Origin of the sequence: Pandoraea terrae (genome assembly GCF_902459695.1) — a bacterium.
GTDB classification, from domain to species: domain Bacteria; phylum Pseudomonadota; class Gammaproteobacteria; order Burkholderiales; family Burkholderiaceae; genus Pandoraea; species Pandoraea terrae.
Genome location: NZ_CABPRZ010000026.1, coordinates 64,748 through 85,008, shown reverse-complemented (window position 1 = coordinate 85,008; position 20,261 = coordinate 64,748). Strand labels below are relative to the sequence as shown.

At 64.1% G+C, this 20,261-nt stretch carries 21 protein-coding genes; 10 read left to right on the top strand and 11 right to left on the bottom strand.

The window, feature by feature from the left end; all coding sequences use genetic code 11:
• Positions 1 to 427, top strand: a 427-nt coding sequence (locus tag PTE30175_RS23050; RefSeq protein ID WP_150699407.1) for a YidB family protein, incomplete at its 5' end; no start/stop codon positions are given.
• A gap of 118 nt (positions 428 to 545) precedes the next feature.
• On the opposite strand, the gene PTE30175_RS23045 is transcribed toward PTE30175_RS23050, so the two are convergent.
• The 3 genes from PTE30175_RS23045 to PTE30175_RS23035 all read right to left on the bottom strand — a co-directional run bounded on the left by PTE30175_RS23045 (position 546) and on the right by PTE30175_RS23035 (position 4,152).
• Positions 546 to 1,055 (bottom strand): barstar family protein, encoded by a 510-nt coding sequence (locus tag PTE30175_RS23045; RefSeq protein WP_420819669.1) that lies wholly within the window; start codon positions 1,053 to 1,055, stop codon positions 546 to 548.
• 49 nt (positions 1,056 to 1,104) lie between these two features.
• Entirely contained in the window at positions 1,105 to 1,509 is a 405-nt protein-coding gene (locus PTE30175_RS23040; protein ID WP_150699405.1) for a guanyl-specific ribonuclease, read from the bottom strand.
• 336 nt (positions 1,510 to 1,845) lie between these two features.
• Positions 1,846 to 4,152, bottom strand: coding sequence for an NADP-dependent malic enzyme (locus tag PTE30175_RS23035; protein WP_150699404.1), 2,307 nt, complete (start codon positions 4,150 to 4,152; stop codon positions 1,846 to 1,848).
• A gap of 359 nt (positions 4,153 to 4,511) precedes the next feature.
• Between PTE30175_RS23035 and thiL the strand changes: the two genes are divergently transcribed.
• From thiL to PTE30175_RS23020, 3 genes are read left to right on the top strand one after another with little or no spacing between them, the layout of a single operon-like run.
• Positions 4,512 to 5,504 (top strand): thiamine-phosphate kinase, encoded by a 993-nt coding sequence (gene thiL / locus PTE30175_RS23030; RefSeq protein ID WP_150699403.1) that lies wholly within the window; start codon positions 4,512 to 4,514, stop codon positions 5,502 to 5,504.
• Entirely contained in the window at positions 5,501 to 6,022 is a 522-nt protein-coding gene (locus PTE30175_RS23025; RefSeq protein WP_150699402.1) for a phosphatidylglycerophosphatase A family protein, read from the top strand. Before thiL ends, PTE30175_RS23025 begins: the two co-directional genes overlap by 4 nt.
• A gap of 57 nt (positions 6,023 to 6,079) precedes the next feature.
• Positions 6,080 to 6,583 (top strand): CinA family protein, encoded by a 504-nt coding sequence (locus PTE30175_RS23020; RefSeq protein ID WP_150699401.1) that lies wholly within the window; start codon positions 6,080 to 6,082, stop codon positions 6,581 to 6,583.
• Positions 6,584 to 6,671: 88 nt separating this feature from the next.
• Here PTE30175_RS23020 and pyrF read toward each other — a convergent pair whose 3' ends face one another.
• Positions 6,672 to 7,484, bottom strand: coding sequence for an orotidine-5'-phosphate decarboxylase (pyrF, locus tag PTE30175_RS23015; RefSeq protein ID WP_150699400.1), 813 nt, complete (start codon positions 7,482 to 7,484; stop codon positions 6,672 to 6,674).
• Between the two features lie 147 nt (positions 7,485 to 7,631).
• Between pyrF and PTE30175_RS23010 the strand changes: the two genes are divergently transcribed.
• A complete protein-coding gene (locus PTE30175_RS23010; RefSeq protein ID WP_150699399.1) occupies positions 7,632 to 8,501 on the top strand; it encodes a mechanosensitive ion channel family protein in 870 nt (289 codons plus the stop codon).
• 21 nt (positions 8,502 to 8,522) lie between these two features.
• Here PTE30175_RS23010 and mtgA read toward each other — a convergent pair whose 3' ends face one another.
• From mtgA to mpl, 7 genes are all read right to left on the bottom strand, one after another.
• Positions 8,523 to 9,263 carry a monofunctional biosynthetic peptidoglycan transglycosylase gene (mtgA, locus tag PTE30175_RS23005; protein ID WP_150699398.1) on the bottom strand — a complete coding sequence of 247 codons (741 nt, stop codon included), beginning with the start codon at positions 9,261 to 9,263 and terminating at the stop codon, positions 8,523 to 8,525.
• A gap of 18 nt (positions 9,264 to 9,281) precedes the next feature.
• Positions 9,282 to 10,139 (bottom strand): shikimate dehydrogenase, encoded by an 858-nt coding sequence (aroE, locus tag PTE30175_RS23000; protein WP_150699397.1) that lies wholly within the window; start codon positions 10,137 to 10,139, stop codon positions 9,282 to 9,284.
• Positions 10,136 to 11,032, bottom strand: coding sequence for a lipid A hydroxylase LpxO (gene lpxO / locus PTE30175_RS22995; RefSeq protein ID WP_150699396.1), 897 nt, complete (start codon positions 11,030 to 11,032; stop codon positions 10,136 to 10,138). The genes aroE and lpxO overlap by 4 nt, the downstream gene beginning before the upstream one ends.
• A 75-nt stretch (positions 11,033 to 11,107) precedes the next feature.
• Complete coding sequence (locus tag PTE30175_RS22990) at positions 11,108 to 12,040, bottom strand: energy transducer TonB family protein (protein WP_224788934.1); 933 nt, start codon at positions 12,038 to 12,040, stop codon at positions 11,108 to 11,110.
• A gap of 8 nt (positions 12,041 to 12,048) precedes the next feature.
• Positions 12,049 to 14,202: a ribonuclease catalytic domain-containing protein gene (locus PTE30175_RS22985; RefSeq protein WP_150699395.1), complete on the bottom strand. Its 2,154-nt coding sequence runs from the start codon at positions 14,200 to 14,202 to the stop codon at positions 12,049 to 12,051.
• Positions 14,203 to 14,272: 70 nt separating this feature from the next.
• Positions 14,273 to 14,866 carry a YqiA/YcfP family alpha/beta fold hydrolase gene (locus tag PTE30175_RS22980; RefSeq protein ID WP_150699394.1) on the bottom strand — a complete coding sequence of 198 codons (594 nt, stop codon included), beginning with the start codon at positions 14,864 to 14,866 and terminating at the stop codon, positions 14,273 to 14,275.
• A gap of 11 nt (positions 14,867 to 14,877) precedes the next feature.
• Positions 14,878 to 16,260: a UDP-N-acetylmuramate:L-alanyl-gamma-D-glutamyl-meso-diaminopimelate ligase gene (gene mpl, locus PTE30175_RS22975; protein WP_150699393.1), complete on the bottom strand. Its 1,383-nt coding sequence runs from the start codon at positions 16,258 to 16,260 to the stop codon at positions 14,878 to 14,880.
• 157 nt (positions 16,261 to 16,417) lie between these two features.
• On the opposite strand from mpl, the gene PTE30175_RS22970 reads away from it, so the two are divergent.
• The 5 genes from PTE30175_RS22970 (at position 16,418) to accC (ending at position 20,255) form a co-directional block, all read left to right on the top strand.
• Positions 16,418 to 17,077, top strand: a complete 660-nt coding sequence (locus tag PTE30175_RS22970; RefSeq protein WP_150699392.1) for a UDP-N-acetylmuramate--alanine ligase — start codon at positions 16,418 to 16,420, stop codon at positions 17,075 to 17,077.
• Between the two features lie 60 nt (positions 17,078 to 17,137).
• Positions 17,138 to 17,659 (top strand): TlpA family protein disulfide reductase, encoded by a 522-nt coding sequence (locus tag PTE30175_RS22965; protein WP_150699391.1) that lies wholly within the window; start codon positions 17,138 to 17,140, stop codon positions 17,657 to 17,659.
• A gap of 184 nt (positions 17,660 to 17,843) precedes the next feature.
• Positions 17,844 to 18,290, top strand: a complete 447-nt coding sequence (gene aroQ / locus PTE30175_RS22960; RefSeq protein WP_150699390.1) for a type II 3-dehydroquinate dehydratase — start codon at positions 17,844 to 17,846, stop codon at positions 18,288 to 18,290.
• Between the two features lie 63 nt (positions 18,291 to 18,353).
• Positions 18,354 to 18,812, top strand: a complete 459-nt coding sequence (gene accB, locus PTE30175_RS22955) for an acetyl-CoA carboxylase biotin carboxyl carrier protein (protein WP_150699389.1) — start codon at positions 18,354 to 18,356, stop codon at positions 18,810 to 18,812.
• An 81-nt stretch (positions 18,813 to 18,893) separates the two neighbouring features.
• Positions 18,894 to 20,255, top strand: coding sequence for an acetyl-CoA carboxylase biotin carboxylase subunit (gene accC / locus PTE30175_RS22950; RefSeq protein WP_150699388.1), 1,362 nt, complete (start codon positions 18,894 to 18,896; stop codon positions 20,253 to 20,255).
• Positions 20,256 to 20,261: the final 6 nt, after the last annotated feature.

Here is a 20,261-nt window from a genome sequence, read left to right as displayed (position 1 = left end):
CGCGGCCGGCGGCCTCGGCGGCTTGCTCGCCGGCGTGCTCGGCGGCGGCCAGGCAGCCCCTGGCACCCAAGGCTCACCGGCCGGCGGGCCGGCGGTCACCGATCTGCTTGGCTCGTTGGGCGGCCTGGGCGGCCTCGCCCAAGTACTGCAGGGCGGCGGCCTGGGCGATGCCGTGCAATCGTGGATCGGCACCGGCGCCAATCAGCCTGTCTCCGCCGACCAGATCACGCAAGCGCTGGGCCCGGGGGGACAGCTTCAGCAACTGGCCGATACCGCCGGCGTCACCCCGGACGAAGCTGCGCAGCAACTGACGGGGCTTCTGCCGGAGGTGGTCAATCACCTGACCCCGGGTGGCGACGTGCCCCCAGGCCCGCTTGACCTTGCCAGCCTTGCGCAGCAATTCCTCGGCGGCGCCGCCAAGTCATGATGTGCAGAACCTGCCGCTCCCGTACCGGCGGGGCACAGCATAAAAAAAGTCCGCCTTGGCGGACTTTTTCCTGGGTACGGCTCAGTGCAAGCGCAGGTGCCGACGCGTTCGACCAGCCTCAGGCAAACGAATAGAAAACGCGGAAACTGACGCGGCGCTCAGCCCAGAATTCGGCGGCCTCGCGGAAAACGTCCAGCAGGGTCTCGCGCGCATCCTTGTCAAACTTCTGGACCGTGGGCAAGCCCTCCAGCACCACCACGAAACCCGGTTGCGGGCCGGCACGATGGACCAGATCGGTCAGACAGTCGTGCAGCGCGTCGAAATTCTTGCCAAAATGCTTCGGGAACAAGAAGTTCGTGGCGATCACCTCGAGCACTTCCGCCTTGGTCTGTGCATGCGCACAGTTGGCGTACAGGAAATGCTGGCCAAGCCTTTCAGCCTCGGCGGCCAGGTCCGGCACGCGGAATGCCCGGATCGACTGCACAATATTCGGCCTGACGGTCTTGAAAAGACTCATATCTCCCTCTTCCGACAAGGTATGACGGCCGCCCGCACGCCGTCCGGCAGCGTGCAGGCCCAGCACCTGCTTGAACAAGTTGCCCTCGCCCGCACCGAATGGATCTGCCATAAGATCTTTCCCGCGTTTCTGTGCGAAAACCGGCTCACTCATACTGCTGTCATTCCCTTATTCGTCTAAAGCTGTTGTAGTGGTCTTGGGTGTAAAAACATTCATTTGCCGCACGTTGGTCGCCGCCGCAAATGATGCGCCGCGCGCCGCGGTTGCGAGCGCCCGGCGTCGGCACCGTGTATTCATGGTAATAGCCGCGCGGCATTTTGGGCAGACGTTTCTCGAAATTGCCGAACACCACGCCATCCTTGGCGTACGGGAACGGCCCACCCTGTGCAATCAGCGTCAGCGTGCGCTGCGCTTCGCGCGGCAAATCGGCCACGGAGACCGCCGCCGATGTGTCGGTCAGCAACGGCTCGTGCGTACGCGCCATGCCGTCGGTCCCACCCAGAAACAGCCCGCTTGCGGCCGTCAGCGCCACGATGCCCCGGTGTAGCCAGCGCCCCATTGTCATAGCAAGACATGAGCCTGCGGATCATGGCCGCGAGCCCGATCGAGTGGGTGAAGTCGTAAGGTTATCGCTATTGCTTCCCGGAAGCAATGTCGACTTACATTTTGCAACCAATCGCCTACGGCATCGCGCCAATTGACAAGGCACAAGCCAGTAGCAAGCACTCACAAACGTGGATTTTTCCCACACTCGAACAGGCCGCCCCGCTTCAAAAAGCGGATTCCGGTCCGGGAAAATGAAACACGCCGGCCCCGCGAGGAGTCGGCGTGAGGCCGCGGGTGCCGGGGGAAACCGGACGTCGCCGCGGCGGCACTACGGTCAATCGTTACGCGCACACGCTCAGGCGTTCTTCCCCATCTGTGCTGCGGCATCGGCCACGACGAGCGCAGCCATGTTGATGATGCGGCGCACGGTGGCCGATTCGGTCAGGATATGGACCGGCTTGGCCGCACCGAGCAGGATCGGCCCGATGGCCACGTTGTTGCCGGCGGCAGTCTTCAGCAGGTTGTACGAGATGTTCGCCGAATCGATATTCGGCATCACCAGCAGATTCGCGGCGCCGGTCAGCGTCGAATCCGGCATGATGCGCGCGCGCAACGCCGGGTCGAGCGCGCAATCCCCGTGCATTTCGCCATCGACTTCCAGATCTGGCGCACGCTCCTGCAGAATTGCGAGCGTTTCGCGCATCTTCTTCGCGCAGTTCGCGTCGCTGGTGCCGAAATTCGAGTGCGACAGCAGCGCGACCTTCGGCTGGATGCCGAAGCGGCGGATTTCCTCGGCGGCCATCAGTGTGATCTCGGCCAGCTCCTCGGCCGTCGGATCCTGATTGATGTGCGTGTCGACCAGGAAGATCTGGCGATTCGGGAGGATCAGCGCGTTCATGGCGGCGTAGACATGGCCGCCAGGACGTTTGCCGATCACGCGATCGATGAAGTGCAGGTGGCGGCCCGGCGTGCTGACCGTGCCGCAGATCATGCCGTCGGCTTCGCCCTTGTCGACCATCATCGCGGCGATCAGCGTCGTACGGCGGCGCATTTCAACGCGGGCGTACGATGCGGTCACGCCCTTGCGTGCCGTCAGGCGATGGTAGCTTTCCCAATAATCGCGATAACGCTCGTCGTGCTCCGGGTTGACGACCGTGAAATCGGTGCCGGGGGTCAGACGCAGGCCGAATTGCTCGATGCGATGCGCGATGACGGCGGGACGGCCGACCAGGATCGGCGTCGCGACACGTTCATCGACGAGCACTTGCACCGCGCGCAGCACGCGTTCTTCTTCACCTTCGGCAAAGACGATGCGCTTCTGGTTGGCGGGCACGCTACGCGCCACGCTGAACAGCGGCTTCATCAGGCCGCCGCTGTGGTAGACGAACTGCTGCAGCGACTGCGCATAGGCGTCGACGTCGGCCAACGGGCGCGTGGCCACGCCGGCTTCCATCGCGGCCGTCGCGACAGCGACTGCCATCTTCACGATGAGACGCGGATCGAAAGGCTTCGGGATCAGGTATTCCGGGCCGAACGACAGATTCTTGATGCCGTAGGCCGAAGCGACGATATCGCTTTGTTCCTGACGGGCCAGTTCGGCCAGCGCGTTCACGGCGGCGATTTCCATCGAGCGCGTGATCGTGGTCGCGCCGACGTCGAGCGCGCCGCGGAAAATGAACGGGAAGCACAGGACGTTGTTGACCTGGTTCGGATAGTCGGTACGGCCGGTGGCCATCACGCAATCCGGGCGCACTTCCTTCGCCAGCTCCGGCGTGATTTCCGGATTCGGATTCGCAAGTGCGAAGATCAGCGGCTTGTCGGCCATCTGCTTGGCCATTTCCGGCTTCAGCACGCCAGCAGCGGACAGGCCCAGGAAGATGTCGGCGCCGACGATCACGTCAGCCAGGCCACGCGCGTCGGTCTTTTGCGTGAAACGGCTCTTTTCCGGGTCCATCAGTTCGGTACGGCCTTCGTAGACCACGCCGGCGAGGTCCGTCACCCAGATGTTCCCGACGGGCAGGCCCATGTCGACGAGCAGATCCAGGCAAGCGAGCGCGGCCGCACCGGCGCCCGACGTGACCAGCTTCACTTCGTTGATCTTCTTGCCTACGACCTTCAGGCCGTTGATGATGGCGGCCGCCACGACGATCGCGGTACCGTGCTGATCGTCGTGGAAAACCGGAATCTTCATGCGCTCGCGCAGCTTGCGTTCGACGATGAAGCACTCCGGCGCCTTGATGTCTTCCAGATTGATCGCACCGAAGGTGGGTTCGAGCGCGGCAATGATATCGACGAGCTTCTCGGGGTCTTTCTCGTCGACTTCAATGTCGAAGACGTCGATGTTCGCGAACTTCTTGAACAGCACGCCCTTGCCTTCCATGACCGGCTTCGAGGCCAGCGGGCCGATGTCGCCCAGACCCAGCACGGCCGTGCCGTTCGTGATCACGCCAACGAGGTTGCCGCGCGCCGTGTAGCGCGAGGCGTTGAGCGCATCGACCACGATCTCCTCGCACGCCGCCGCAACGCCCGGCGAATAGGCCAGCGCCAGATCCCGCTGGTTCAGCAACTGCTTGGTCGGCGCGATGGCGATTTTGCCGGGGGTGGGGAATTCGTGGTACTCGAGCGCGGCTTCGCGCAACTTCGGATCGATCGGCGTAGGCATGGGGGAGAGGCTCGTGAACAAACTGATAAATTTCCGCATAAATTGTATCCCCATTTATCCGCGGGATTTATGCAAAAAACGAATAAGGCTCCCAACTTTTCGCACTCGAATCGACACCCAAAAGGCCTGAATATTCAACGCTGCACCGCAACATCCGCAGGGTTTCCCGACCTGCTGTGAAACAGCGTCCCGCGCGCCATTGCGATGCTTGGGTCCGCCTGTCGGCGCACCGTACAATACCGTCAGGGACGACGACATTGCCGCGCCATCGCGGTGCATCATCGAACCCGAACGACGTTCGCCAAGGCCGGCCAGCCGACGGCGAACACGAACCTTTCCTGATGCTGCATCGAGAGCGAATGCCCGTGCCGACGCCCGCCCTTTCTGAATTTTCCCTGATCGAACGCTTCTTTGCCCACGCGACCCGACCCGGGGAGCATGTCGCGCTCGGCATAGGCGACGACTGCGCCCTCCTGCGCCCGCCAGCGGGCGAACAACTGGCGATTTCGACCGACATGCTGGTCGAGGGCCGTCATTTCTTCCCGAATGTCGATCCGCGCGCGCTCGGTCACAAGACCCTGGCCGTCAACCTGTCCGATCTCGCCGCCATGGGCGCAAAACCGCTCGGCTTTACCCTGGCGCTCGCCTTGCCGGACAGCGATCCCGCCTGGCTTGCGCCGTTCGCGCACGGACTCGCGGCATTGGCCGATCGTCATGATTGCCCGCTAATCGGCGGCGACACCACGCGTGGGCCGCGCAATCTTTGCGTCACGGTATTCGGCGCCGTGCCGGGCGCCCATGCATTGCGCCGCGACGCCGCACAGGCGGGCGACGACATCTGGGTATCGGGCACCGTCGGCGACGCCCGACTGGCCCTCGGCGCGCTGCGCGGCGAATGGCCGTTGACGGAAGACGATCTGGTGCAAGCGCGACGCGCGCTCGAGTGGCCGGAACCGCGCGTTGCGTTGGGCATCGCCTTGCGCGGCGTGGCGCGCGCAGCGCTCGATATCTCCGACGGACTGCTCGGCGACCTCGGTCATATTCTCGAACGTTCCGGCCTCGCCGCGCGCGTCGACGTAGACGCCGTGCCCCGCTCCGCGCTGCTTGCCGCGCAACCCGAGGCAATCGCGCGGCGTTGCTCGCTGACTGGCGGCGACGATTACGAACTCTGTTTCTGCGCGGACCCGTCTGCGCGGGACGATATCGGCAATATCGCTGCAAAACTGGGCCTGCCCGTCACGCGTATCGGTACAATAACGCTTCGCGACACGCACCGCGCCCGCGTCGACCTTCACGACCGCAGGGGCACGTCCGTCGACATCGACTTCAAGAGCTTCGACCACTTCCAATGAGTACCGATCAACCGGCCACCGCCGCAGGCGGCGCCGGCCCCCGCAGGCCTGACGCGCGCTTCATGCTGTCGCATCCGGCCCATCTCTTCTCGCTCGGCTTCGGCACGGGCCTGTCGTCGTTCGCCCCGGGCACCGTCGGCACCTTGTTCGGCTGGGCGTCGTATCTCGTGCTCAACCTCTACCTGACGGTCACCGGCTGGGCCGTGCTGATCTGCGCAGGCGTGCTCGGCGGCATCTGGCTGTGCGGCTTCACGTCCAGGAAGCTTGGCGACAGCGATCCGGGCGCCGTCGTATGGGACGAAATCGTCGCCTTCTGGATCGTGCTGCTGCTGATTACGCCGACAGGATTTGGCGCACAGTTCGTCGCCTTTGTCATTTTCCGCTTCTTCGACGCGGTCAAGCCGCCGCCGATCCGCTACTTCGACCGCACGTTCAAGGGCGGCCTGGGCATCATGCTCGACGATCTCGTTGCCGCATTCTGCACGCTGCTCGTCATCGCCCTGTGGCGCTCCATCTAATCATCAAACGGCCGGCGCGCGCGCAGCTGCGCGCCTTCGCCTGACATCGAGGCTGTCGTGGTCACTCAGCAAAATCTACTGCACCAATTGGCCGTCAAGGTCGGCAACCGTCTGCGCGAGGAGCGTCTGCTGCTGGCAACGGCCGAGTCATGCACGGGCGGCATGGTCGCCGCCGCCGTCACCGACATTTCCGGCAGCAGCAATTGGTTCGAGCGTGGGTTCATCACGTACTCCAACCAGGCGAAGACCGAGATGATCGGCGTGCCCGCCGACCTGATCGACCGCCATGGCGCGGTCAGCGAACCCGTGGCGCGCGCGATGGCCGAAGGGGCATTGATCAACAGCCGCGCCCAGGTGGCGCTGTCGGTGACAGGCGTGGCCGGCCCTGGCGGCGGCACGGCAGACAAGCCGGTCGGCATGGTCTGCTTCGGCTGGAGCAACCGGATCGCCACGCGCGTCGAGACGAAGCAATTCAAGGGCGATCGCGCTCAGGTCCGCAGCCAGGCGGCCCAATACGCATTGCGCGGCCTGCTCGAACTACTCGAGACCGCCGAGCGTTGAACGGCCCTGCCGCGCGTGACTGCCGTGACAAACAACAACGGCGCCGATGCGGCGCCGTGAGTTCCCGGGGCGACAAAACGCCTGCGGATCAGCGATAAAGATTGATCGTATCGCGCGTCTTCATGGCGGCCGCTGCGGCGGCCGCGGCGAACTGTTCGTCGCCGCCTGCATAGATGATGGCGCGCGACGAGTTGATCATCATGCCGGCGCCGTCGGCGGTGCGCCCGGCCCTGACCGTCGCTTCCACATCGCCGCCCTGCGCACCGATGCCGGGCACAAGCAGTGGCATATCGCCGACGATGCCGCGCACCGCGGCGATTTCCGCCGGGAACGTGGCGCCGACGACCAGCCCGATCTGGCCACTCGTATTCCAGGGGCCGGCGGCAAGACGCGCGACCGTCTGATACAAGGGATGACCGTTCACGTCGAGAAACTGCAGATCGCTGCCGCCCGGGTTCGACGTGCGGCACAGCACGATCACCCCCTTGTCGGGGTATGCGAGATACGGTTCGAGGGAATCGAAGCCCATGTAGGGATTGACCGTGACGGCGTCCGCGCGATATCGCTCGAACGCTTCGCGTGCGTATTGTTCGGCGGTGCTGCCGATATCGCCGCGCTTCGCATCGAGAATGACCGGCAGCCCCGGATGGGCCGCGTGGATGTGCGCGATCAACTGCTCGAGCTGGTCTTCGGCGCGATTGGCGGCAAAATACGCAATCTGCGGCTTGAAGGCACTGGCGTACGCGGCCGTCGCGTCGACGATCTCACGGCAGAATTCGAAGGTGGCGCCGTCGCGGCCTTGCAGATGGGCCGGCAGCTTGGCCGGTTCGGGATCGAGGCCGACACACAACAGCGAGTTGTTGCGCGTCCAGGCGGCGTTCAGTTGGGCAATGAAGGTCATGACGGGATTCCGTAGCAAGACCGTCATTTTACCTGCTTCGGCACGGTCAGCCGATTCCTGCATGGCGCGAACCAATCGCGCCCGGGCCGGTCACTCTGTTTTTCGGCGCCGTCAGGCGCCATCCATCTATAGGGAGAAAGGAACCTCATGACGGAACCCACCACACCACTCGCGTCATTCGACGCCGTTCTGGGCTATCTGACGGCCAACGTCATTCACTACGGGCTGACGTTGATCCAAGCCGTCCTGATCTTGCTGATCGGGTTCTGGCTCGGCGGTCGGCTCACACGTTTCGTGCGCAGGGCGCTCGACCACTCGCCCCATTTCGATGCCACGCTCAAGCCGCTGATCGCATCGATCGTGCTGTGGTCGATGCGGATTGTCACGGCCATCGCGGTGCTGGCGCAGTTCGGCGTGCAGACCGCCAGCATCATCGCCGTGCTTGGCGCCGCAGGTCTCGCCATCGGTCTCGCATTGCAAGGTACGTTGCAGAATATCGCGGCCGGCACCATGCTGCTCGTCCTGCGGCCATTTCGCATCGGCGACTACATCACCGCCGGATCGAATGTCGCAGGCACCGTCGAGGAAGTCGGCCTGTTCACGACCACGCTGACGAACGCCGACGGGATATTCGTCTTCGTGCCCAACAACCAGATCTGGGGGCAGCCGGTCACGAATTACAGCCGCAACCCGAAACGCCGCATGGAGGTAACGGTCGGCATCGCACTCGACGACGACGTCGACGCCGCCATGTCCGCACTGCGGGATTTCGTGACGACCGACACGCGTGTGCTCGACGAACCGGCCCCCGAAATCATGGTCAAGCAGAACAGCGACAGCGCGATCATCATCAACGTACGCTGCTGGGCGGGTTCGAGCGATTACTGGAGCATGTATTGGGATCTGCAACGCGGCGTGAAGGAAGTCGTCGAGGGCGTAGGTTGTTCGCTGCCGTATCCGACACGCGTGATCGTGCAAGCCCCGGCAGGCGAGCCCGCGTCGGAGACTCGGCACTGAGCGCGGGGTCAGGAAAACAACTTACTGCGGCAATTCCGCAGCCCCCATACGGCGCGCGATGACACCGGCCCGTTGGCTCAGATAGGCGGAACCGCGATGCTGGTCGAAATAGCGAGGCCGAGGCAACATCACCGCGAGGCGCGCGGCTTGCCACGGCGTCAATTTCGATGCCGGGACATGATAGTAATAGCGCGCCGCCGCCTCCGCGCCGAAGACGCCCTCGCCCCACTCAACCGAATTCAGGTAAATCTCGAATATCCGCTGCTTGTCCATCCAGAATTCGAGCATCCACGTGATGCTGACTTCCTCGGCCTTCCGGATATAGCTGCGCTCGCTCGACAGAAACAGGTTCTTCGCCAGTTGCTGCGAGATCGTCGATCCGCCCGCAACGATGCGCCCCTTCTTCTTGTTCTTCTCCCAAGCCCCCAGCATTGCATCGATCTCGAACCCGTCGTGATTGGCGAAGTTCGCGTCTTCGCTCGCAATGATGCCGCGCTTCAGATTCCGGGAGATGTCGCCGTACGCCACCCAGGTGTGCTTGAGCGTCGCGTTGGGGTCCGTCTCACGCAAACGTGATTGCGCGGCGCGCATGAAGGCCGTCGATTCGGGGTTGAAGCGCGTCCACCACCCGATCTGAAGAAAATAGTAGAGTTGCGTCGCAAAGATGCCCGCGACGAACAGCACCAGCACGTATCCGCACCAATGCCATGCCCCCCAGCGCCGGCTGCGGGGATGACGGGGGTTGCCGCGGGAACGCGCCATCGGACGGGGCGGCGCCGCTTACTTCGCCGCGAGACGCGCGCGCAGCGCGGCCAGCACGAGCGCCGTGTCGGGACGTACACCCCGCCACAAGGCGAATGCCTCGGCTGCCTGCTCGACGAGCATCCCCAGACCGTCCGCGACACGTGCGCCGTGAGCCTGCGCATGCGTCATGAATACCGTCGGCTGCGCGCCATACATCATGTCGTACGCGAGTGCGCCGGGCGTATAGGTGGCGGCCGCCAATGGCGGCACGTCGCCCTTCAGGCTGCTGGCCGTCGCATTGATCACGACGTCGAAACCGGCCGGCACGTCGTGCCACCCGCCGCACGCCAAGTGCACGCCGTGCTGAACCGCCGCCGCCGCAAAGCGCTCAACCAGTTCCTGCGCGCGCGCCGGCGTCCGGTTGGCGATGAACAGCGCCGCCGGCCGTGCCGCCAGAAGCGGCAGCACCGCCCCGCGCGCCGCGCCCCCTGCCCCCAGCAACAACACGCGGCGCGCCATGAGCGGCACGCCAAGGTTGTGCTCGATGTCGGTCACCAAACCGACGCCGTCGGTGTTGTCGCCAATGATCTCGCCGCCGGTGAACTGCAAGGTATTGACCGCGCCCGCCGCTTCGGCGCGCTCGGTCAACCGCGTCGCCAGGGCATGCGCTTCGAGCTTGAACGGCACGGTGACGTTTGCACCGCGTGCGCCCGCCGCAATAAAAGCGTGCACGGTCGCGGCGAAGCCGTCGAGCGGCGCCAAAAGGCGCTCGTAACTCAGCGATTGTCCTGTCGCACGCGCGAACTCGCCATGGATGAATGGCGATTGGCTATGCTCGACCGGATGACCGATCACGGCATAACGATCGGCGGCAGTGTCCTTCGCGCGGCTCACCAGAAGATCCACAGTGCAAGACCGCCGAACAATGCCCACTTGACCGCGTAGTAGACGTAACGGTTCCACGCCTTCAAACGCTTGCCGACACGGCGAATTGCGTACAGATACTTGAAGATCTTGTTGATGCCGCCGGTACGGTCGCCTGCTTCATTGGGCGACGCGGCGGCGCGCAGCAAACCCGCGCCGATCCAGTGGTTCACCACCTGCGCCCAACGAAATCTCATCGGCCGCTCGATATCGCAAAACAGAATGATCCGGTTCTCGCCGCTCTGGTTCTCGGCGTAGTGGATGTAGGTTTCGTCGAACACGACACCCTTGCCGTCACGCCAGCTGTATTTTTGACCGTCGACATCGATATAGCACCGGTCGTCGTTCGGCGTCACAAGCCCCAGGTGATAGCGCAAGGAGCCCGCGAACGGATCGCGGTGGCGCACCAGCCGGCTGCCATGCGGCAACTCGGCAAACATCGCCGCCTTGATGGACGGAATGCTTTTCACGAGTTCCGTCGTGCGCGGGCAAAGTTCGTTCGCCGACGGATGGCTTTCGTCATACCACTTCAGATAGAAGCGCTTCCAGCCGCTCTTGAAGAAGGAATTGAAGCCGACGTCGTTGAACTGGTCCGACGCCTTGATGCGACTCGCCTCGAGCAGACGATTCGCCTCCGCACGAATCTCGGTCCAGTTCTCGCGCAACGGATCCAGCTCAGGGAAATTCTCCTCCTTGAGATACGGCGTGGTCGGCACGCGCGAGAAGGCGTACATGAAGACGTTGATCGGGGAGAGGAACGTCGAATGGTCGGAAAGTTGCCGCCAAAAGCCGTGACGCACCTTGCCCCGCAAGTGCACGTAAGCGGCGCACGCGGCGATGATCGCCAGAACAACCCATTTCATAGCAGGGATCCCAGTTGCAAAACCGGACAATTATAAGATTTTTTGAAAAATCGCCCGTGTATGCCGGCAAAACGCTCACGAGGGCGGCACGGCAACGGTCTCGGCTTGCACGCCGTGACGCGAGAAGGTCATGCGCGTGACGACTTCAAGAATGTCATAACGCTGTTTCATCGGCGCCGAAAAGTCGCCGAACGGCGCGCTCGCCTGCACGATCGCCACCGCGCGCCGATCGAGTTCGCGATTGCCGGAGCTACGCGTGACTTCCACGCCCGCCACGTTCCAGCTGCCCTTGTGATAGCCGAGGCCGCCTCGCTGATTGACGTTGATCGTCACAATCATCTCGCCATAAAGCCGCTGCCCCCCCGCTTCCGGGAAATGCTCGGTGCCGAATCGTTCGACACGATGGCGCAAGCTGTCGAAAAAACGCGCGTACGCGACCTCGCGCGTGTTGGCGGTGACTTGCCCGCGCTTCGGGCGCGATTGGTAGGCGTGCACTTGCCGATCGATCTCGGCCTGAAGACGCGCGATTTCCTGATCGACCGTCTGATCGTCGCGGCCCGTGCCGCGTTTTGACGCCGCGCCGCGTTGCGTTGCGGCATCGGGCGCCGCCGCGTACTGACTCCGTACCTGCGCCAGCAGTCGTTGCTGCAGGGCCTCGAGATCGCTGACGTCGCGCTGCGTTTGCGCGATCGCCTCCCCTGGCCGCGCGACGGCTTGCGCCGGCAATGGCGTGGACGCACGCTCACCGTCGGTTTCGCCGCCGCCCACCAGATTCGCCTGCGCCAGCGCCGACGGCTTGTCGGGCGCGCGCGCCGACTTGGCATTGACCAGCACTACGTCGAGCGGGGTGTCCGCACTATGCAGTTGGAACGTGTCCGGCGCGACGAAGTGAATGCCCAGCGCCAGCAGGTGGACGACCGCCGAGATGGCGAGCCCCGTGCCGAGCGGATGCCGGCGCACCAGCGCCCAGGCGCGTCCCTGGCGGGACACGAACGATCCGTTCGGCATTGCCGGTTTCAACACGCCGTCTGACTCGCGGCCGTCTCGGCGCCGGAAGCGGACGCGGTGGCCGCCAGAGGCGCCGTTCCGGGCACATCGTCGCCGCCGGTTTCAGGCGCGGCCGATGCCGAGCCGTCTTGCGCATCGGTCGAGTCGTCGCCCCCGGCTTCGGGGCCGTCACCGCCCTCGCCGTTCCCGCCGCCTTCGTTGTTCTCGCCGCCCTCGCCGCCCTCGCCGCCGTCATCGTCACTGTCGTCGACCTCGGCAAGCGCGCCAGCGCCTGCGCCCAGCACCTGCGCTACGCGCAGCGACACGGTGAGTGTCACGACATCGACCGACAACACGTCGAGCAGAATCTGCGTGCCGCGCGCGTGGGCGCCAAGCCCTGGCGCAATAACCGTCAACGGGGCCTCGTTCAAGCGCACGGTGTCGCCCTTCAGAACACTCGCCTGCACCTGGCGCTTGTTCTCCTGCAACAGCCAACGCAGACACCAGTAGCGCTCCATGCGGCTCTGGTGCTCGGCGTAAGCCGCATAGGCCGCCTCGAAGCTCGACACGGCCGCATACAGGTCCGCATCCTTCGGCTTGAACGGCGCGGCCAGCTTCGCCGTGATGCCGTGCCGCGCGCACGCGAGCAACTGCCACTGGTTGACGAGATCGACGTAACGGCGCAGTGGCGAAGTGCTCCACGCGTATTGCTCCACGCCCAGCCCTTCGTGCGGCGCCGCGGACGTCTGCATGCGCGTGCGATTGACGCCATACGCGCGCTGGGCGCGATAGATGCCCGGCACGCCGCACTCGGCGAGCAGCTTGCCCCACGTGCTGTTGGCGAGAATCGCCATCTCCGCGACGATCAGGTCAAGCGGTGCGCCGCGCATACGGGGCGAAATCGTGACGTGATCGCCGTCGATGTAAAAATTGAAGTCGGTCCTGTTATGGACTTCCGGGCGCAGGCCATAGCCCAGACGGGCGGCTTGGCGCTTCGCGAACATGGCCTGCGCAAATGGCCACAGAAGGCGAAGCTCCCGCTTGTGCGGGTACTCGCCGCTGCCGTCAGCCAACGCTTCGGCCGTGATCGTCGCATCGAGTTCGTTGTGCCGCAGGTTAGCTGAGATCGGCACCATTTCCGCGCGGGTCTCAGTCGCCACCAGGTCGTAGTTGTCGGCCTTGACGATCACGTACAGCGACAAGGCCGGACGCGCCGCCCCCTCCTTCAGCGTGTACGCATCCACGATAGCGTCGGGCAGCATCGTGATCTTGTCGCCCGGCGAATAGACGGTCGACATGCGCGTGCGGGCAATTTCGTCGATCGCGTCGCCACGCTCGATGCCGAGCGCCGGCGCGGCGATGTGAATGCCCACGCGCAAGAGGCCGTCAGGCAACTCCTGGATCGACAGCGCGTCGTCGATTTCCGTCGTGGTGATATCGTCGATCGAGAAAGCCTGCACGTCCGCGAGCGGCAGATCGCCGGTCGGCACGTGGGCGGGCCCCACGTCGGGGAAGCCGGTACCGCGCGGGAAGTATTCGTACAGGAAGCCCGCCTCATGATAGGCGCGTGGCGACGAAATCCCGCCACAGGCCAGCATGATCTCAGCTTGCGTCTTGCCGGTGGTCATCGAAGCGGCATCGAGCGCCTTCCATTCGATGGTGTTCTTGTCCGGCTTGAAGAGCAGTTGCAGTTCCTTGCCCTTCAACGCGTCAGGCAGGTGGCCCGCAACCAGTTGCTCGGCATATTCGGCTTGCAGCGCGGCTTGCTGCTGCTTGCGCGCGAGGCCGGCCAGTGCCGCCTGCAGCTGTTCCTGCGGCGCACGCTGATACTGCCCGCGGCCCTTGCGGCGGAAATACACCGGCGATCCTTGCAGCGCCAACGCCAGCGCGGCCTGCTGCGGCACGCTCGCGCCCTCGCCGAAATATTCGCCGGCCAGCGTTGCAAAGGGAAATTCCTCAGCCGGTGCACATTCCCACAGGAAACTCATATCGATTTCCTGCGACAGCGCATCCGCCTGCTTGATCAACTCGGCAGGGCTCGGGGATTCAAAACGCAACAACACGTCGCGCCCCTTGATCTTGCTGCGCCGTCCGCCCGGCAACTCCACCTGATACGACTCGCCCTGTTGGGACAGGATCGTACCCGCCTTGAAGCTGCCGGATTCCTCAAAAAAAATGTTCATGAAACTGCCATAGTCCGCAAGAGGCGACATTGTAAACCGGGCGGCTGCGCCGGTATTGCGCCTCGAATTCTCAAACGGCTGCCGCGGGCGCCGAATCGTCGATGCCGGCAAACCTCAAAACGTCGTCCAGATACTTGGGGAAATCGGAAATTCCGTGGTCGCTGCCCTCGATGAGCGTGAGTTTCGCGCCCGGGTACTTGGCCAGCATGTCGCGATAGTCGAGCGTCTCGTCGCCCGTTGCCGCGACGAGATAATAGCGCTCCGGCCGGGTAACGGCCGGGACTTCAAGCGCGCGCAACTCGTCGAGATGATACGGCTCGACCACCACCGTGCCGCCACCGTGCCACAGCGGATGCTCGCCGAGCCACTTGTGGAGATCGAGATAGGGTCTCGTCGCCGGATTGAGCAAGACGGCGCGGCAACCAAGCCGCTCCGCCAGATAGGTGGCGTAATAGCCGCCAAGCGAACTGCCGACGATCGTCAGGTCCTCGGGCGCAATGCCGACCAACAGCCGCTGGGCATCGACAATGGTCGCCGTCGGCGAGATCGGCAGTTGCGGGCAGGCCCAATCCTGGCCCCGGCCCATCGCATGCATGTGCGCCGCCATCAACTGCGCCTTGAACGAGCGCGGCGAAGAACGGAAGCCGTGAAGATACAGGATCATGGAACGCCCACTCATGCCTGTGCCGCAAGGGCATCGAGCAGTTTCTGATGGATGCCGCCGAAGCCGCCGTTGCTCATCACCACAATCTGGTCGCCGGGTTGCGCGGCCGACGACACGGCGCGAACCAGCCCGTCAATGTCGCTGTAGGCCTGCCCGCGGGCGCCCAACGGGGCGAGCGCCTCGGCCAGGTTCCAGCCGAGGACGTCCTTGCCGGACGGCGCCCCGTAGCCGAACACCAGGTCGGCATCGGTCAGGCTCGCCGGCAGTTGCGCTTTCATGACGCCCAGCTTCATCGTGTTCGAGCGCGGCTCCAGCACGGCGAGGATGCGTGCGGCGCCCACGCGTTTGCGCAAACCGGCCAGCGTCGTGCGAATGGCCGTGGGGTGATGCGCAAAATCGTCGTAGACAGTGACGCCGCCCGCCGTGCCGCGCACTTCCATTCGCCGCTTCACGTTCTGGAACCGGCCCAGCGATGCCGCCGCCTGTTCGGGCGACACGCCGACATGCCGCGCCGCCGCAATCGCGGCCAACGCGTTCTGACGATTGTGTTCACCCTGCAAACGCCACTTCACCTCGCCCGCCTGCTGCGCGCCGTGGCGCACCCAGAAGGCCTCGTGTCCCGGCTCGATCGCTTCCACGGCGTCAGCGACATGCCAGCCGCTGGCGACACCGAAACGTTCGACCTCGCTCCAGCACCCGCGCTCGAGCACACGGTCGAGCGCAGGTTCGCGGCCATTCACGACCAGCCGGCCCTGGCCGGGCACGGTGCGCACGAGATGATGGAATTGTGTCTCGATGGCTGCCAGATCGGGAAAAATATCGGCGTGATCGTATTCGAGATTGTTCAGGATGGCCGTACGCGGCCGGTAGTGCACAAACTTCGAGCGCTTGTCGAAGAAGGCCGTATCGTATTCATCCGCCTCGATCACGAAGAAGTTGCTGTCGGTCAGCCGTGCCGAGATGCCGAAGTTGACGGGCACGCCGCCGACGAGAAAGCCCGGGTTGTAGCCGGCGTCCTCGAGAATCCAGCTCAACATCGACGTGGTCGTGGTCTTGCCGTGCGTCCCGGCGACGGCCAGCACCCACTTCTTGTCGAGCACATGTTCGCCAAGCCACTGCGGGCCGGACATATAGGGCAGGTTCCGGTTCAGGATTTCCTCCATCAACGGATTGCCGCGCGAAACGACGTTGCCGATCACGAACAGGTCGGGCGCAAGCGAGACCTGATCGGCGTCGAAGCCTTCGATCAGCTTGATGCCCTGCGCCTCGAGCTGCGTGCTCATCGGCGGGTAGACGTTAGCGTCGCAGCCGGTGACGGTGTGGCCGGCCTGCCGCGCAAGCACAGCCAGACCGCCCATGAAGGTGCCGCAGATGCCGAGAATATGAATGTGCATGAAGTGAGGGGCGCGCCTGGTGCCTGCCTGCGCCCGCAGATGGGGATGCGTGGCCTCCATTGTACCCGAGCCCGTGCGGGGAAAAGCCCGGAGAAGCCCGGTTTTCGGCAGATTCGCGGCACCGGGCGCCGCCGCGATTTGGAGTATCATGGCCCGCATGACTCGCAGACCCTGGTTAGATTCCCAACGGCTTCGCGAAGAAATCGCGATTGCCGCCGCCCGCCTCATCGCCGAGGAAGGGATGGACTACGCCGCCGCCAAGCGCAAGGCTGCACGGCAAATCACGGGCGAGAACCGGGTTGCGGGTGAATTGCTGCCCGATAACGATCAGATCGAATCGGAAGTGCGTCAGTACGTGGAGACGTTCCTGTCGGATACGCAGCCCGCCGAGCTTGCGCATTTACGCGCCTCGGCACTCGCGGTCATGGACAGCCTCGCGCGCTATCGCCCTTACCTGACCGGCGCGGTATTCAACGGCACTGCCACAGCACATTCCGACGTTTATCTTCAGGCGTTTTGCGACAACCCGAAGGACGTCGCCATCGACCTGCTCAATCGCGGCATCGATTACGAGGTTTCCGAGACGCGCCACTTCAACGGCCGGGGCGCCATGATCGAAACGTTGAGTTTCCTGTGGCGCACCCATCGCGCCGCCGGCGCTCCGGTCGGCGTGCATCTGGCCCTGTACTCGCTCGACGATCTGCGCGGCGCCCTGAAAATCTCCGATGCCAACGGACGGCCGGCGCGCACCGATGCCGATGGCCTGCGCGCATTGATCGCCGCCGGCGCAACGTCCACGGCCCCGGCGTCGGCCTGACGCCGCCGGACACCCGCGCATCGCCCATCCCCGATTCAACCCACAGAACCTGCGACACTCATGGCAAAACGTATCCTGATCCTGCTGGTCCTGGCGGTGGCCGCCGCAGCAGCCGGTTTCTATTTCGGCACGCGCAAACACGCCCCCGATCCGGCCGCCGACGCAGCCGTCCAGCAGTTGTTCGCCACGAAACTGCCCGACCTCAAGGGTGCGGAACAACCGATCGCGCAGTGGCATGGAAAAACGCTGGTCGTCAACTTCTGGGCCCCGTGGTGCGGCCCCTGTGTTGAGGAAATGCCCGATCTCGGCACGCTTTCTCACGAATTTTCGGGCAAGGACGTTCAATTTGTCGGCATCGGCATCGACTCGGCGCAGAACATGATCGCCTTCGAACAGAAGGTCAAGGTTGACTATCCGCTGCTCGTTGCCGGCTACGCGGGCACGGATCTGGCCCGCGCGTTCGGCAATACGGCCGGCGGTTTGCCGTTTACAGTGGTGATCGACGGCGCCGGAAAGGTGCGCATCCAGAAGCTCGGCCGTATCGCGCCAGACGAACTCCGCACCGCCCTGAAAGGCCTTTGACGTTTCTCGCGGGCAGTATTCCGGAGACCTCCGGCCCGGGTCGGCGCAAAGGCCCGATCCGAACGCCTATATAATAGAGCCCCCGCTCTGCGGCCCTGCCGGCGGGGGCGCTTTTCGCCCCACTGGACAAAATTCGGCAACTGGCGTTTAATTGCGCCCAATTTCGCGAAATATCGAACACCCAATGCCTCACCGCATCCTTGTGCTGCACGGCCCCAACCTGAATCTGCTCGGCACACGCGAGCCGCAGGTCTATGGCCGCACGACGCTGGCCGATATCGACCAGGCGCTGCACACGCAAGCGTTGGCGGCTGGCGTCGAACTGACGTGCTTCCAGAGCAACCACGAGGGTGCCCTGGTCGATCGCATCCAGGCGGCGGCGGGCGAACAGACGGATTTCATCGTCATCAACCCGGCCGCGTATACGCATACGAGCGTCGCCATCCGCGATGCAATCGCCGGGGTCGGCATCCCGTTCATCGAGGTGCACCTGTCGAACGTCCACAAACGTGAAGCGTTCCGACATCATTCGTATTTCTCCGATCTCGCGGAAGGCGTGATTTGCGGCCTGGGCTGGCGCGGTTACACCTACGCACTCGATTTCGCCCTGCACCGGCTCGCCGGCGGGTAGACCCGTTATTTATCCCCTATGCGCGGGCTCGCCCGCGGGACACAGAATCAAGGAGCTTCCTTCATGGATTTGCGCAAACTCAAGACGTTGATCGACCTCGTGGCCGAATCGGGTATCTCCGAACTGGAAGTCACCGAAGGCGAAGGCAAGGTCCGCATCGTCAAGGCGCCGCCCCAAGTGATCGCCGCCCCGATGCAGATGGCCATGCCGCAACTCGCCGCGCCGCAAGCCTATGCCCCCGCCGCTGCCGCCGCGCCGGCCGCCGCGCCCGCACCGGTCGTGCCGCAAGGCCATGTCGTCACGTCGCCGATGGTCGGCACCTTCTACCGCGCCCCGTCGCCGGGCGCAGATCCGTTCGTCCAGGTGGGCGATACGGTCAAGGAAGGCCAGACGCTGTGCATCATCGAAGCCATGAAGCTGCTCAACGAGATCGAAGCCGACAAGGCGGGCGTCATCAAGGAAATCCTCGGCGAAAACGGCCAGGCCGTCGAATTCGGCCAACCGCTGTTCGTGATCGGCTAAGCCGCGACACCGCACTACGGGCGTACGGCGCCTATGCAGGCGCCCACCCGATCCTCTCCCCTACGGGCAGGACTGCACACAATGTTCGAAAAAATTCTAATTGCCAACCGTGGCGAAATCGCATTGCGTATCCAGCGTGCGTGCCGTGAGTTGGGCATCAAGACCGTCGTGGTCTATTCGACCGCCGACAAGGAAGCCAAATACGTGAAGTTGGCCGATGAAGCCGTCTGTATCGGCCCGGCGCCTTCCGCCCATAGCTACCTGAACATGCCGGCGCTGATCAGCGCCGCGGAAGTCACCGACGCCCAGGCGATTCACCCCGGGTATGGCTTCCTCTCGGAAAATGCCGATTTCGCCGAGCGCGTCGAGCAATCCGGCTTCACGTTCATCGGCCCACGCCCTGACACGATTCGCCTGATGGGCGACAAGGTGTCGGCCAAGCAGACAATGATCAAGACCGGCGTGCCGTGCGTGCCGGGTTCGGAAGGCGCGTTGCCGGACGATCCGAAGGAAATCGTGCGTATTGCGCGTCAGGTCGGCTATCCGGTCATCATCAAGGCCGCCGGCGGCGGGGGCGGCCGCGGCATGCGCGTGGTCCATACGGAAGCGGCGCTCGTCAACGCGGTCAACATGACGCGCGAAGAAGCCGGCCGCGCCTTCGGCAACCCGGAAGTCTATATGGAGAAGTTCCTCGAGAACCCGCGCCATATTGAAATCCAGGTGCTCTCCGACAAGCACAAGAACGCCATCTGGCTCGGTGAGCGCGACTGTTCGATGCAGCGCCGCCACCAGAAGGTGATCGAAGAAGCGACCGCGCCGCTGATCCCGCGCCGCCTGATCGAGCGCATCGGCGACCGTTGCGCGGACGCTTGCAAGAAGATGGGCTATGTTGGCGCGGGCACGTTCGAATTCCTGTTCGAGAACGGCGAGTTCTATTTCATTGAGATGAACACGCGCGTGCAGGTCGAGCATCCGGTCACGGAAATGATCACAGGTGTCGACATCGTGCAGGAGCAGATTCGCATCGCCGCCGGCGAGAAGATGGCACTGCGCCAGCGCGACATCGAGTTTCGCGGTCATGCGATCGAATGCCGCATCAACGCCGAGGATCCGTACAAATTCACGCCGTCGCCGGGCCGCATCACTGCCTGGCACATGCCCGGCGGTCCCGGCATCCGAGTCGATTCGCACGCTTATAACGGCTATTTCGTGCCGCCCAACTACGATTCGATGATCGGCAAGCTGATCGCCTACGGCGCCACACGCGAGCAGGCCATCAAGCGCATGCGCGTCGCGTTGTCGGAGATCGTGATCGAAGGCATCCAGACGAACATCCCGCTGCACCGCGAACTGATGCTCGACGCGAAGTTTGTTGAAGGCGGCACGAGCATTCACTATCTCGAGCAAAAGCTGGCGCAGAAGACTGCCGTCGGCAGCAACTGAGTCAGG